Origin of the sequence: Ruminococcus sp. N15.MGS-57 (genome assembly GCF_000980385.1) — a bacterium.
In the GTDB taxonomy this organism is placed as follows: domain Bacteria; phylum Bacillota; class Clostridia; order Oscillospirales; family Ruminococcaceae; genus Hominimerdicola; species Hominimerdicola aceti.
Window position 1 is genome coordinate 73016 of sequence record NZ_LARF01000018.1, and the last position, 13893, is coordinate 86908.

At 44.0% G+C, this 13893-nt stretch carries 13 protein-coding genes; 11 read left to right on the forward strand and 2 right to left on the reverse strand.

All coding sequences use genetic code 11. From position 1 onward, the window contains the following. Nucleotides 1-6 precede the first annotated feature (6 nt). Genes rpoD through WS40_RS05280 form a run of 3 tightly spaced genes read left to right on the forward strand, consistent with a single transcriptional unit; the run spans nt 7 to nt 2417 of the window. A complete protein-coding gene (gene rpoD / locus WS40_RS05270; protein ID WP_022288278.1) occupies nt 7-1107 on the forward strand; it encodes an RNA polymerase sigma factor RpoD in 1101 nt (366 codons plus the stop codon). 16 nt (nt 1108-1123) lie between these two features. Continuing rightward, nucleotides 1124-1582 (forward strand): RrF2 family transcriptional regulator, encoded by a 459-nt coding sequence (locus tag WS40_RS05275; RefSeq protein ID WP_022288277.1) that lies wholly within the window; start codon nt 1124-1126, stop codon nt 1580-1582. Beyond that, nucleotides 1554-2417, forward strand: coding sequence for a glycoside hydrolase family 25 protein (locus WS40_RS05280; protein WP_046440765.1), 864 nt, complete (start codon nt 1554-1556; stop codon nt 2415-2417). Before WS40_RS05275 ends, WS40_RS05280 begins: the two co-directional genes overlap by 29 nt. A gap of 112 nt (nt 2418-2529) precedes the next feature. Here WS40_RS05280 and WS40_RS05285 read toward each other — a convergent pair whose 3' ends face one another. Continuing rightward, nucleotides 2530-2778 (reverse strand): AbrB/MazE/SpoVT family DNA-binding domain-containing protein, encoded by a 249-nt coding sequence (locus WS40_RS05285; protein WP_046440767.1) that lies wholly within the window; start codon nt 2776-2778, stop codon nt 2530-2532. A gap of 254 nt (nt 2779-3032) precedes the next feature. Here WS40_RS05285 and WS40_RS11455 point away from each other — a divergent pair, with 254 nt between their 5' ends. The 8 genes from WS40_RS11455 (at nt 3033) to WS40_RS05325 (ending at nt 12146) form a co-directional block, all read left to right on the forward strand. Then, nucleotides 3033-3557, forward strand: a complete 525-nt coding sequence (locus WS40_RS11455; protein ID WP_325208437.1) for a nucleoside recognition domain-containing protein — start codon at nt 3033-3035, stop codon at nt 3555-3557. Continuing rightward, nucleotides 3544-4062 carry a spore maturation protein gene (locus tag WS40_RS05295; protein WP_046440771.1) on the forward strand — a complete coding sequence of 173 codons (519 nt, stop codon included), beginning with the start codon at nt 3544-3546 and terminating at the stop codon, nt 4060-4062. The genes WS40_RS11455 and WS40_RS05295 overlap by 14 nt, the downstream gene beginning before the upstream one ends. A 67-nt stretch (nt 4063-4129) precedes the next feature. Beyond that, a complete protein-coding gene (gene hcp / locus WS40_RS05300) occupies nt 4130-5692 on the forward strand; it encodes a hydroxylamine reductase (protein WP_046440773.1) in 1563 nt (520 codons plus the stop codon). A 136-nt stretch (nt 5693-5828) separates the two neighbouring features. Further along, nucleotides 5829-7298: a DUF2130 domain-containing protein gene (locus tag WS40_RS05305; protein WP_022288271.1), complete on the forward strand. Its 1470-nt coding sequence runs from the start codon at nt 5829-5831 to the stop codon at nt 7296-7298. A 30-nt stretch (nt 7299-7328) separates the two neighbouring features. Beyond that, nucleotides 7329-8189 carry a YitT family protein gene (locus WS40_RS05310; protein WP_046440775.1) on the forward strand — a complete coding sequence of 287 codons (861 nt, stop codon included), beginning with the start codon at nt 7329-7331 and terminating at the stop codon, nt 8187-8189. Between the two features lie 163 nt (nt 8190-8352). Then, complete coding sequence (gene cdaA, locus WS40_RS05315) at nt 8353-9234, forward strand: diadenylate cyclase CdaA (protein ID WP_041337229.1); 882 nt, start codon at nt 8353-8355, stop codon at nt 9232-9234. Beyond that, nucleotides 9222-10493: a CdaR family protein gene (locus tag WS40_RS05320; RefSeq protein WP_046440777.1), complete on the forward strand. Its 1272-nt coding sequence runs from the start codon at nt 9222-9224 to the stop codon at nt 10491-10493. Before cdaA ends, WS40_RS05320 begins: the two co-directional genes overlap by 13 nt. A gap of 60 nt (nt 10494-10553) precedes the next feature. After that, on the forward strand, nt 10554-12146 hold the full coding sequence (locus WS40_RS05325; RefSeq protein ID WP_046440779.1) for an NAD(P)/FAD-dependent oxidoreductase: 1593 nt from the start codon (nt 10554-10556) through the stop codon (nt 12144-12146). A 156-nt stretch (nt 12147-12302) separates the two neighbouring features. On the opposite strand, the gene WS40_RS05330 is transcribed toward WS40_RS05325, so the two are convergent. Then, a complete protein-coding gene (locus tag WS40_RS05330; RefSeq protein WP_046440781.1) occupies nt 12303-13739 on the reverse strand; it encodes a hypothetical protein in 1437 nt (478 codons plus the stop codon). Between the last annotated feature and the right edge of the window lie 154 nt (nt 13740-13893).

Sequence of the window (13893 nt, forward strand, 5' to 3'; positions counted from 1 at the left end):
TTTGAAATGACAGACAAGAAACAGATACTTGATAACCTTATGGAACACGGCAAAACTACAGGCAAGCTCACTACAAAAGAGATAACTGACGCTCTTGAAAAGCTCGACTATGACGTCGAGCAAATGGACAGCTTCTATGATAGCTGTGCCGCAAATAATATCGAGATAATTGATGATATCATCACCGACGACAGCCTTGACATGGTAAACCCAGAAGACGATCTGGATCAGGACGGCGTTGATATTTCCCTTTCAACCGACGGGATCGCTATCGACGACCCGGTTAAGATCTACCTTAAGGAAATAGGCAGAGTGCCGCTTCTTACCTCCGAGGAGGAGATACAGCTTGCAGAAAAGATGTCTAGCGGTAATGAAAAGGACGCTAAAAAAGCAAGAAAAAGACTTGCAGAAGCAAACCTCAGACTTGTTGTTTCTATCGCAAAGAAATATGTGGGCAGAGGAATGAGCTTCCTTGACCTTATCCAGGAAGGCAACATGGGTCTTATCAAAGCCGTTGAAAAATTCGACTATACAAAGGGCTTCAAATTCTCCACATATGCCACATGGTGGATAAGACAGGCTATAACAAGAGCGATCGCCGATCAGGCAAGAACTATCAGAATACCTGTACACATGGTAGAAACTATCACAAAGGTAAAGAAAGTATCCTCACAGCTTCTCCACAAGAACGGTCATGATCCGTCACCTGAGGAAATAGCAAAAGAGCTTGATATGAGCGTTGAAAGAGTAAGAGAGATAATGCGTATCGCTCAGGACCCTGTTTCTCTTGAAACACCTATCGGTGAGGAGGAGGACTCACATCTTGGCGACTTTATCCCTGATGATGACGCTCCGGCTCCGGCAGAAGCCGCTTCACTTGTGCTTCTTAAAGAGCAGATAAATCAGGTGCTTTCCACTCTTACAGAGAGAGAAGAGAAGGTGCTCAGACTGCGTTTCGGTCTTGAGGACGGACGTTCAAGAACTCTTGAAGAAGTAGGTCAGCAGTTCAACGTTACCCGTGAGAGAATACGTCAGATAGAGGCAAAGGCTCTCAGAAAGCTCCGTCACCCTAACAGGAGCAACAAGGTAAGAGATTATCTTGACTAAGTTTCGGAGAAAATAAATGTTTATAACACTTGAGGCGGATTACGCAGTAAGAATAGTATCCGTTCTATGCCGCGAAAAAGACAAAATGGACGCAAAGACCATTTCCAATGATGCCTGCGTTACACTTCGATTTGCGCTGAAGATACTGAGAAAGCTTGTTGCGGCTGATATAGTGAAGTCATATAAAGGCACGCAGGGGGGCTATATCATAAATAAAGACCCTGCACAGCTTACCTTGAAAGACGTTCTTGAAGCCATAGAGGGTACATATTATTTTTCAAGATGTCTTTCCCCAGACTGCACCTGCAACAGAGGTGCAGACGGTATCTGCTGTTATCAGAAAGCTTTTAACGAGATATCTGAAATGGTAAGGAACAAGCTTGACACATATACCTTTGCGGAGCTTATCGCAAATTCTGAGGAATTTAACCGAGAGGATACTGCTAATGAAACGCAGCAAGAAATTCAAGCTTGACAAGGAAGCTATAAACAAAATAGACAGCGAGTATGACGATCGTGACCTTTCAAACTACACAAATTACGGGGTCTACGAGGAAGAAAAGCCGCGTCACAGATTTCTGAAAAAGCTCGTAAAACGGCTGATAATACTGTGTGCAGTTGTGCTTGTGATAAACCTTGCGGTGCTTTTGTATACAGGCAGACTGTGGTTCAATGAGCCGAAAAAGCGTGACTATCCAATAAGAGGACCTGTTGTAACAGAGTCAATGGGCGAGATACGCTGGAAGAGTTTTGCTAAGCAGAATATCCAGACCGCATATATAAGAGCCACCAAAGGCACTACCTTTGAGGACGGTGCGTTCCGTGACAACTGGAACGGTTCAAAGGACACTGATATATCAGTGGGAGCATATCATGTGCTTGAGCTTGATACTGACGGCACTAAGCAGGCAGAGCATTTCATAAATGCTGTGGGCGAGGATCTAAGCGGCAGGCTTATCCCTGCAGTGGAGGTAAGACTGAGAGGACTTTACAGACTTCTGCCACCTGACTATTACGAAGCCGCAGATAACCTTGCAGACTTCTGCGACAGGATAGAAAAGCAATACGGCGTAAGACCTGTCATATACTGCACAGAACGGACGTACAAAAACATCGTTGCTTCAGACAGCAGATTTAACAAGGACAAGATATGGTATGAGAGCCTGTTTTCAAAGCCTGACGAGGATATGGATTGGACGTTCTGGACTTATACCAACCGTGTAAAATTCTCATTCTATGAAAGCGGCGAATATCTCCACATGACTGTGTTCAACGGAAGCGAAGATGATTTCAAAAAGCTTATAATATAAAAAAGCGTGTATGTTTTTTGCATACACGCTTTTTCTATCACATAAAATAAAAACAGGACAAACACTTTCATGTCCGTCCTGTCTGTTTCATAATATTACTACAAATATGTAATTACTTGTTCTCGCCCTTGAGTTCTGCCATACAAGCTGCACAAATTGTCTTGCCCTTGTATTCAACGCACTCTTCACCGCTTCCGCAGAAGATACAAGTTCTCTGGAACTTCTTCAGAATGATCTTGTCATCATCTGTATAGATCTCGATAGCGTCCTTAACAGCAAGGTCGTAGGTTCTTCTGAGCTCGATAGGTAGAACTATTCTTCCAAGCTCGTCAACTTTTCTTACAATTCCTGTAGATTTCATAAAATCAATCCCCTTTAAATTAATTTGAAACACAAAAATAGTATTTCATTTAACATAAATCTTATGATAAACATATTATAACAAACATAATTACATTTGTCAAGCGTTATCACCAAAATTTCACACTTATTGTCAAAGTTTTTTATATATTAACTTGATATGAATACTAGTCGAAAGGAGTGTTAATTATATTAAGCGTAATAATTGTGATATTGTCCCTATCCGCCTTGTTATGCGGTTTTCTTAAAGGCGACATGACAGCAGTATCAGTGGCTTCTCTTGAAGGCTGTAACAAAGCGGTGGAGCTTGTCATATACTTGAGTGGCTCGATGTGTCTTTGGGGCGGACTTATGAAGATATGTGAAAAGGCTGGCATAACAGCGGTCATTGCCCGTATGCTATCCCCTGTCACAAGGTTACTATTCAGAGATGCCGCACACTGCCCCAAGGTCATGAATGCCGTGACAATGAACCTGACCGCAAACCTTTTAGGATTAGGCAATGCCGCCACACCCTCAGGCATAGCCACAGTGAAAGCCATGCAGAAGCTTCCGCCCGCAGCACGAAAGAAGTGCATTTCTATGATTGTGGTGCTTAACACGGCTTCCATTCAGCTTATCCCCTCCACCATTGCGGCAATGCGCCTTGAACACGGTGCATTATCCCCCTTTGACGTAACGCCTGCTATCATTTTCTCCTCCCTTATCTCCGTGACCGCGGGCTGTCTTATGGTCTATGCCCTCAACCTCAGAAAGGACGAACGCCATGAATTTCGGTGACATTTTCGTGCCTGCACTTATGGTTTTTATACTTTGCTATGGGCTTGTGAAAAAGGTGGATATAGTGAATGTGTTCTGCGAGGGTGCGACTGAAAACCTCAAAATCGCCGTGGGGCTGATACCAATGCTCATTCTGCTTATGACAGCAGTGGGAATGTTCACATCATCAGGTGCGGCTGATATTATAGCAAAACTGCTCCGACCTGTGACCACTTTTCTAGGCTTTCCAGAAGAGTGCATACCCCTTGCCATAGTCAGACCCATTTCAGGGAGCGGCGCACTCGCCTGCCTTGAAACCATTCTTTCAAACGTTTCCCCTGACAGCTACAGCGGACGTGTGGCAAGCGTTTTAATGGGTTCAACGGAAACGACATTCTACACAATAGCAGTATATTTTTCAGCCATAAAACAAAAGACTTATCCCTCGGTATTTGCGGCGGCGTGCCTTTCAGACCTTATGGGATTTGTGTTCTCTGCACTGGCTGTAAGGCTGTTTTTCTCATAAAACTCAGGAATAAATTTCACATATCGGTACATAATAGACCTATCACAAATATACGGAGGTCTTACCAGTGAAAGATATGTTTTGTTTCCAGTGTCAGCAGACAGCACACAACACAGGCTGTGACGGAAAAGTAGGCGTATGCGGCAAAAAAGCCGACACAGCAGTTTATCAAGACGAGCTTATCGGTGCACTTATCACCCTTGCAAACGCCGCAGAAAATGGCTCGTCAACTAAAAAAACAGATATGCTCATACTCAAAGGGCTTTTTACCACTATCACGAACGTGAACTTCAATAATGTCACCATAAAACAGCTCACAGAGGAGATACACATTGAGCGAAACCGCATCAACTCTCAGAAGTTTGATGACTACGACATGAAAAAATTGTGGAACGATCATGAGGATATCCGCTCGCTGAAATCACTTATCCTCTTCGGAATAAAGGGTATGGCGGCGTATGCTTATCACGCACAGGCACTTGGCAAAACTGACAGCGAGGTGACAAGCTTTTTCTACAAGGCTCTGCGTGCCATAGGCAGCGAGAACGACCCTGAAAAGCTGTTGGGGCTGGTGCTTGAAACAGGCAATGTGAACCTGAAATGTATGGCACTTCTCGACGCTGCAAACACTGACGCATACGGCGACCCTGTCCCTACAGAAGTTCCACTGACCATTGAAAAAGGGCCTTTTATCGTCGTGAGCGGTCATGACCTGCACGATATGAAACTTCTCCTTGAGCAGACCAAAGATAAAGGAGTGAATATTTACACTCACAGTGAAATGCTCCCTGCCCATAGTTATCCAAAGCTCAAAGCCTATCCGCAGCTAAAGGGCAATTTCGGCACAGGCTGGCAAAATCAGCAGACGGAATTTCACAATATCCCTGCACCGATACTTTTCACAACAAACTGCATAATGCCTGTCCGTCAAAGCTACTGCGACAGAGTTTTCACCACCTCTATCGTGTCATATCCTGAGCTTGTGCACATTGGCGACGACAAGGATTTTACGCCTGTTATAGAAAAAGCCATTGAGTGCGGCGGCTATGATGAGGACAAGGAAATGACAGGCATGAACGGCGGTCACACAGTAACGACAGGCTTTGCACACAACGCAGTGCTGTCAAATGCCGAAAAGATAATAAGCCTTGTGAAAGAGGGCAGGATAAAGCACTTCTTCCTCATAGGCGGCTGTGACGGTGCGTCACCGAGCAGGAGTTACTATTCCGACTTCGCAAGGCTCACACCGCCTGACAGCCTTATCCTCACTCTTGCCTGCGGAAAATACCGCATAAACGATATGGATCTTGGCACTATCGACGGCATACCAAGGATACTTGACTGCGGACAGTGCAATGACGCATACTCAGCCATAAAGATAGCCATTGCACTTGCCGAGGCGTTCGACTGTGGCGTGAACGATCTGCCGCTGACACTTGTGCTTTCATGGTATGAGCAAAAGGCGGTGTGCATACTTCTCACCCTGCTTTCATTGGGCATAAAGAACATCTACCTCGGACCGACCCTCCCTGCATTCGTTTCAAAGGGCGTGCTTGACGTTTTGGTGGATAAGTTCCAGCTTACTCCTATCAGCACACCAGAGGAAGATATAAAGAAAATACTTGGCTGATAAGCCGCAAACGCAGGAGCGTGGTAATACGTTCCTGCGTTTTTGTCGTAAAAAAATCTTCTTCATTTCTTGTATAAGGGAATAAAATATGGTATAATCATATTAAAGAAAAAATAAGAAATCGGAGGTACATAAAATGTCTGAAATAAAATGTCCCCACTGCGGAGAGGTATTCAAAGTTGATGAACAGGGCTATGCGGCTATCGTGGCACAGGTAAAAACTGCAGAGTTTGATAAAGAGCTTGACAAGCGTGTGGCTGATGAAAAAGACAAGGCTTTGAAGCTTGCTAAGCTTGATTTTGACAGCAAGTATACAAAGGCTGTCAATGATAAGGATATGGAGATACAAAAGCTGAAAGCGGCTGCGGCTAACGGCGAGAGCGAAAAGACACTTGCTGTCACAAAGGCGCAGGAGAGCACAAGAGCCGAGTATGAAAAAACGCTTGAGCAGCTAAAGGAGCAGATAAGTCAAAACGAAAAGCTTATCGCACAGCTTACCGCTCAGACCAAATCTATGACCACAGAAAAAGAACTTGCCATATCAATGGCTGTGGAGAAAGCAAGATCGCAATTCAACAGCGAAAAGGACAAGCTCAGGCAGGAGATATCTCAGCGTGATATGCAGATACAGCAGCTCAATTCTGAGCATACTCTGCAAATGCAAAAGTCAGAAAATGAATATAAAGCGGAGATAACACGTCTTGAAACAGATATCAAAAATAAGGATACTGAAAAGGCTTTGGAGCTTACCACTGCACTTTCAAAAGTGGAAAGTGAGAAAAATTCCACTATTGCAGAGCTTAATGCACAGATAAAAAGTAAGGACGAAGCTATCGCATACTACAAAGACCTAAAAAGCCGTCTGTCTACAAAAATGGTAGGCGAGAGCCTTGAACAGCACTGCATGAACGAGTTCAACAAGATAAGAGCTACCGCATTCAGAAACGCTTATTTTGACAAGGATAACGACGCAAGCTCAGGAAGCAAGGGCGACTTTATCTACCGTGAATGTGATGAAAACGGTGTGGAGATAATATCCATAATGTTTGAAATGAAAAACGAGCAGGACACCACCTCCACCAAGAAAAAGAACGAGCATTTCTTCAAAGAGCTTGACAAGGACAGGCGTGAGAAAAAATGCGAATACGCTGTACTTGTTTCACTTTTGGAAAGCGACAGCGAGCTTTATAACGCAGGCATCACAGATGTTTCATATGCTTATGATAAAATGTATGTAGTCCGACCTCAGTGCTTTATACCGATAATCACCATACTGAGAAATGCCGCCATGAATACCCTTTCCTATAAGGAAGAGCTTGAAAAGGTGCGCAACGAGAATATCGACATCACAATGTTTGAGCAAAACATCAACACTTTCAAGGAGGGCTTTGCCCGAAACTATGAACTTGCAAGCAGACGTTTTGGCGAAGCTATCACAGAAATAGACAAGTCTATAGCACATCTCACAAAGATAAAAGAAAATCTTATTTCATCAGAAAACAATCTGCGCCTTGCTAACAAAAAGGCTGACGCTCTCACTATCAAGAGCCTTACCAAAAATAACCCTACCATGCAGAAAAAATTTGCCGAGCTTAAAGGAGAATAATTGCTGACATATGAAAGGAGTGGCAAAGCCATGAAAAAAAATATCAGAAAAGACATTTTCACAATTATTGCCGTGACTGTCGCCGCCTTTCTGATGGCGCTAAACACAAAGACCTTTGTAAACACAGGCGGTCTTTACCCAGGCGGAATGACAGGAATGTCCATACTCATACAGCGTGCAGTGAAACAGCTTGCAGGCATAATGCTTCCGTTCAGCATCATAAACATAACGCTGAACATAATCCCCGTGTATATCGGTTTCAGATTTATCGGCAAAAAGTTCACAGCTTTTTCCTGCGTGATGATACTGCTCAACAGCTTTTTCACCGACCTTATCCCCAATCACATAATCACCCAGGACGTACTTCTCATAAGCATCTTTGGAGGAATGATAAACGGCGTTGCCATTAGCCTCTGCCTTAATCGTGGCGCAACATCAGGTGGAACTGACTTTATATCCATTTATCTTTCAGAGAAAAGCAATATGGACACCTTCAATGTTATACTTGGCTTCAATGCGGTCATATTGTGCGTTGCAGGCTTTATGTTCGGCTGGGACAAAGCACTGTACTCTATCATCTTTCAATATGCTTCAACAACCGTTTTGCATATGCTCTACAAAAAATTCCAGCAAAGCACCTTGCTTATCGTAACAAACAAGCCCAAAGAGATAGCAGACGCTATTTATGCAGTGAGTCAGCATGGCGCGACCATACTTGACGGCGAGGGGTCTTATGAACACTGCGAAAGACAGATCGTCTATTCAGTAGTATCAGCGGCACAGACCAAAAAGGTCATACATGCTGTAAAAGAAGCCGATCCGAAAGCCTTCATAAACGAAGTAAAAACACAAAAACTCTCAGGAAGATTTTATCTGCCAAAAGAGAGCTGATACAGAAGCGGACTGAAAAAGGTCCGCTTTTTATAAAAAAAAATCTTGTTCAACCCTTGTACTTTCCGAAAAAATATGATATACTATTAATATATATAAAATCATCTGTATTTGTTTTGTTTTTTTCATTACATTTACAGAAATTATCGAAAGGGTGTGAACTATGCTTGACAGTATCGCTTATGTTATAAACGCTATTTGGGGCGTTTTTACATCAATAGGTCTTAATGACATTGTCGATATTGCTATCCTCTCCTTTCTGATATTCCACGGCATAAAGCTTATTCGCGAAACAAGGGCGCAGCAGCTCACAAAAGGTATCCTTATACTTATAGGTTGCTACCTGCTTGCAGTATTCTTTAATTTGCAAACTATCAGATTTTTGCTGAGGATCTGCTTCCAGTGGGGCTTCCTTGCTCTTATCATAATGTTTCAGCCTGAACTCAGACGTGTTCTTGAAAAGGTTGGACGAACAAGTCTGGGTGGCTTTAATTTCTTTAGCTCAAGTGACTCTGACGACAACACCGAACATTGGAAAAAAGCTATTGACGCTATATGTGATTCTGCCGCAAGTCTTTCTTCCACCAAAACAGGTGCGCTTATAATCTGTGAGAGAAAGACAAAGCTTGGTGAACAGATAGCTACAGGAACGATACTCAACTGCATACCGTCAACAGCGATATTCGGAAACATATTCTTCCCGAATACACCGCTTCATGATGGTGCTGTAATAATCAGAGACGGAATAATACTTGCGGCAGGCTGTTTCTTGCCAAGGCCGCAGAAAGACGAACTTATAAACAAACAACTCGGTTCAAGACACCGTGCAGCTATCGGAATGAGCGAAAACTCTGACGCAATAGTCGTCGTGGTATCTGAGGAAACAGGCAACATCTCAGTTGCCGAAAACGGAGAGCTTACCAGAGGATATTCAAAGGACTCTCTGAAAAGACTTCTGGACAATCGTCTTTTGCCTGAAAAGGACGCTAATTCCATTAGAGAAAATTCTTTTGCAGGAAGGGTGATTTCAAAATGGAAAAAGTAAAAAAGGCTAAAAAAGAAAATCGCCATGGTGCAGACTTTGGTCTGAGAATACTTTCCATAATCATTGCTGTAATAATATGGTTCGCCCTTTCTATCACTCAGTATCCTACAATAAATAAGACTATAACAAACGTTCCTGTTGTGTTCTCGCTTGACGGAACGCAGGCGAAAGAAAAAGGACTTTCCGCACTCAACTATAAGGATATCTCCGTAGACGTTGAGATAAAGGGCATGAACTATGAGATAGGCAGCTATACTGCCGCAGATCTTGTGGCAACTGTCAATCTTGATGACGTAACAAAAGAGGGTACCTACGACCTTGACATAGATGTCAAGTCATCACATTCCACCGACAAGGTAACTGTAGTTTCTGTCAACCCTGACACTGTTTCTGTGGAGTTTGACAGACTTACCACAAAGACTATCCCACTCACCGCAGAAGCCCCGCTCATAAGCGCTGAGGAGGGCTATATCCTTAAAGAAACTACCACATCGCCAAGCGAGATAACAGTTGAAGGTCCGAAAAATGACCTTGACAACATAAGCAAAGCAGTGGCACAGATCTCAAAATCAAAGAAAATATCCGAGGACACGACTATCAACACACAGGATATAGTATTCTATGACGATGACGACAACGTTGTTGATCCATCTAAAATAGAAGTCAAGGATACAAAGTCTGTCGATGTGAATTTTGTTATCTACAAGAAAAAGACAGCAAAGCTAAAGGTAGATATCTCTAATTGTACGGATAATTTTGATGTCAGCTCACTGCCACTGAAGCTTTCCGAGGAAGAGATTTCTGTGGTATCGCCAAATCTTGACGACTCAGATACAGAAACGCTCACTATCGGCTCCATAAAACTTTCAGAGATAAACCTTGCAAAAGTGTTCAGCTTCAAGATCCCTCTTAACTCAGGTGAGATCAATATGAATGGCGATGAAAACGTTCGTGTATCCTTTGACTCAGAGGGATACACCTCGAAGGAGTTCACCATAACATCAGACCATATCATCGCAACGGGCAAGCCGTCAGGCAAGTCCACTGAGATAGAAACAAAAAAGCTCACAAACGTCAAGGTCTACGGTCCTGAAGATGTGATAAACAATCTTAAAGACAGCGACTTATACGCTGAGGTCAATCTCAGCGACATAATTGACTCTGGTTCTTATGCTCGAGAGGCTATAATCTATTCACCGACCTACAACAACGTTTGGGGTTTCGGCAAAAACGAGATACAGATAGTTGTTTCAGACTAATAAAATTTTATCGGGACGATCTATTCGTCCCGATTTTTCGGTAAAAACGCAGGAGAATATATGCCAATAATAGTAAATCAAATAAGTTCCCCCCTTAACGCAACAGAGCAGGAAGTTATCTCCACCGCTCTGAAAAAGCTAGGCAGTGCCTCAAAGCACACCATAGACTGCGAGATACACAAAAGCTCTCTTGATGCACGAAAGCGCAACGACATTCACTTTGTCCACTCAGTTTTCGTGACACTTGACAGTGCCGACCTTGAAAAGAAGCTTTGTGAGAAGAACACTTCCCTGACATATGTTGAGCGCAGTGTTTACAAGCCTGTCATATCCACAGAAAAAGCAGAGGGCAAAGTTGTCATTGCAGGTTTTGGACCAGCAGGAATGTTCGCAGGACTTGCCCTTGCCGAGCAGGGATATAGACCGATTATTTTAGAGCGTGGCAGCTCAATGGAAAAACGTACCGCATCAGTACAGAAATTCTGGCTCACAGGCGAGCTTGACACCAATTGCAACGTGCAATTCGGTGAAGGTGGTGCAGGCACATTTTCTGACGGCAAGCTCACCACACGAATAAAAGACCCTCTTTGCAGATATGTTCTTGAACGCTTCGTGGATTTCGGTGCGCCGAAAGAGATCCTCACAAAAGCTAAGCCGCATATCGGCACTGACAATCTGCGAAATATCGTCACGGCTATCCGAAAAAGGATAATAGAGCTTGGGGGCGAGGTAAGATTTGACACTGCCCTCACTGATCTGGCTATCGCTAATGGCAAAGTGCAGACTATATCAGCCGGTGACAAGGACGAAAAAGTGTCTGCCCTTATACTTGCTATTGGTCATTCCGCAAGGGATACTTTTGAGCTTTTGCAATGCAAAAACATCTTTTTAGAGCCTAAGCCGTTCTCTGTTGGCGCAAGAATAGAACATAAGCAGGCGGCTGTTGACGAAAGCTTATACGGTGACCATGCAGGCAATCCACTGCTTCCAAAGGGTGAATATCAGCTTTCATGGCGTGATAAAAACGGCAGAGGTGTTTACACTTTTTGTATGTGTCCAGGCGGTACAGTTGTGCCGTCAGCTTCCGAAAGCGGAGGCACTGTCACAAATGGCATGAGCGAGTTTGCCCGTGACGGTGAAAACGCAAATGCCGCAGTTGTTGTGGCCGTTACCCCTGACGACTTTGGTCACCGCCCACTTGATGGAGTGGCTTTCGCACGGTCTATAGAGCAAAAAGCTTATACTCTCACAGGCTCATATAAAGGCGCAGGCACGACAGTTGGCGGATTTCTTGATGGCAAGCCTGAAATAGCAGGCACAGTTTCACCCACCTACGCACTTGGCTGTAAGGTGACAGAGCTTCGTGATGTATTCCCTAAATTCGTGACTGATATGCTGGAGGGCGGCTTGCAGAATTTCTCACGAAAAATGAAATGCTTCGGCGATAAAGGTGCAATGCTCACCGCACCTGAAACCCGTACAAGCTCCCCTGTTCGCATTACACGAAACGCAGATATGGTATCTCTCTCAGTGGAAAATCTCTATCCCTGCGGCGAGGGTGCAGGCTATGCAGGAGGCATAATGTCCGCCGCTGTTGACGGTCTTAAAGCCGCAATGCAGATAATGTCAAGACAAGCACCGTGTGATAAATAACCCAAAAAAGCCGTTTGCTGTACAAAAACTCGTACAGTAAATGGCTTTTTATTGTAGGGGCGAACACTGTTCGCCCGTTTACCTACACTCGTTTGTATAAGCCGAAATATCACACAAAAAGGGACGGCAAAACCGTCCCTTAAATTATGTCTGAAATTAAAGCTCAACTGGCTCGAATCTGATACGGATATCAGGAAGCTTCTTGATCTCTGTGTAGCTGTTCATAAGTCCGTCCTCAATAGACAGATCATTCTCACCGCTTGCAGGAGGAGCAAAAAGTCTGAGAGTCAGATCAGCCTCCCCCTCCAGCGGCTTCTCAAAGAAAGCTGCCATAAGGTCGATCGTCTTTGCCTCAGGTGACTTATAGAACCACTTGCCGTTTATCTCCATCATGATGTTTGAATCATCATCAAATGTAACCTCGCAGAAGTGTGGATTCTTTTCAAAGTGAAGAGGGATCTCAAGACCCTCAGCGTCCTCAGAACCGCCCCAACGAAGCGTGCATGGCAGTGTAACCTCGTCGCCTCTTGTCATTGCAGGCTTGAAGAAATCATCGTGGATTATTTCCTTGTATGTCTTCATAACAGGCTGCTCGATACCGCAGTCAGCATAGTTAGGGTCCTGAATTTCAAGACCAAGACGTCCTCTGTCTCTGAACTGATAGAATGTGAAGCCTGAGAACCAGCTCTCGCCGTCAGCCTTGAGCATATCGCAGAATTCCTTTACCATTGCTGCCTGATCGTATGGACCTGTAACATCACCGTCAGCGTTGAACTCGCTCATTACCATTGGCTTTGTAACGCCTCCGTTTATCTCCTTGAATCTCTCAAAAGAACGCTTTGTCATATTGTATATGTCCTTGACCTTGCTTCTGCTGTGGCTTGTGCCGCCTCTTTCAGCAACGTCATAAGGCCAACCCCAGTGAAGAGCCATGTACTTGTCAACAGACCAGATGTCTGTCTCCTTGACAGCCTGTGAAAACTCTGCTTCCTTTTCGATCTCTTTCTTGTTAAGATCTTCAATGCCACCGATACAAAGAATAGTAGAAACGTTTGGTGCATATTCCTTAAGTATCTTATTGAAACGGCAGTAGAAATCAGCAACTTCCTGATAAGTGCATCTCTTGTTGAATGAGAACCAGTTGCCTGTAGCTTCATGGTTTATTCTAAGAAGAAGTCTGCCGAAAGGTCTAAGGTCATTTGCGATAGCGATAAGCTGTTCGTCTGAAACGTGTGGGTCAACTGTGAGTGTGAGTGTAACGTCCTGTCCATGACGTCTTACATCTCTCATGAAGGTAAAAGGCTCGCCCTCTGTGTTGCCCTCAAGACCGCCCTTGTATGTGAAATAATCATCATATGGATAATCCCATGCAAAAGAAACATCTTCGTCCTTCATTACCTCAGAAATTCTTCCAGGGAACTCCTTATCCAGCGGATAGTAGCAGTACATAAGGCTTATGCTTCTGTGTGGTCTGCCCATTTTGTTGAGAATATAATCCTGATTTACATACTCTCCACGCTCAGAGCCATCGCCCAAATCAACAGCACATTTTGCCTTACCCATATGCAATGAGTAGATCTTGTATTCGCTCATAAATTTTCCTCCTATTTTAAAGACAGGACTTTCCTGCCTATTCTGTTACTAAAAAAATTCGTTAATATCGTCCAACACCCTTGAAAGCTCAACCCTCGGCTCAACGCACATAAAATCCAGGCACTGCCGGAATTTTTTTCACACATGGACTTGG

Bases quoted from the DNA above. Each gene is read 5' to 3' on its own strand.
- WS40_RS05305 (WP_022288271.1), top strand. From the start codon at position 5,829: ATGTCTGAAATAAAATGTCCCCACTGCGGAGAGGTATTCAAAGTTGAT.
- WS40_RS05280 (WP_046440765.1), top strand. From the start codon at position 1,554: ATGAAACGCAGCAAGAAATTCAAGCTTGACAAGGAAGCTATAAACAAA.
- rpoD (WP_022288278.1), top strand. From the start codon at position 7: ATGACAGACAAGAAACAGATACTTGATAACCTTATGGAACACGGCAAA.
- WS40_RS05295 (WP_046440771.1), top strand. From the start codon at position 3,544: ATGAATTTCGGTGACATTTTCGTGCCTGCACTTATGGTTTTTATACTT.
- cdaA (WP_041337229.1), top strand. From the start codon at position 8,353: ATGCTTGACAGTATCGCTTATGTTATAAACGCTATTTGGGGCGTTTTT.
- WS40_RS05325 (WP_046440779.1), top strand. From the start codon at position 10,554: ATGCCAATAATAGTAAATCAAATAAGTTCCCCCCTTAACGCAACAGAG.
- WS40_RS05285 (WP_046440767.1), bottom strand. From the start codon at position 2,778: ATGAAATCTACAGGAATTGTAAGAAAAGTTGACGAGCTTGGAAGAATA.
- WS40_RS05320 (WP_046440777.1), top strand. From the start codon at position 9,222: ATGGAAAAAGTAAAAAAGGCTAAAAAAGAAAATCGCCATGGTGCAGAC.
- WS40_RS11455 (WP_325208437.1), top strand. From the start codon at position 3,033: ATGACAGCAGTATCAGTGGCTTCTCTTGAAGGCTGTAACAAAGCGGTG.
- WS40_RS05330 (WP_046440781.1), bottom strand. From the start codon at position 13,739: ATGAGCGAATACAAGATCTACTCATTGCATATGGGTAAGGCAAAATGT.
- WS40_RS05275 (WP_022288277.1), top strand. From the start codon at position 1,124: ATGTTTATAACACTTGAGGCGGATTACGCAGTAAGAATAGTATCCGTT.
- WS40_RS05310 (WP_046440775.1), top strand. From the start codon at position 7,329: ATGAAAAAAAATATCAGAAAAGACATTTTCACAATTATTGCCGTGACT.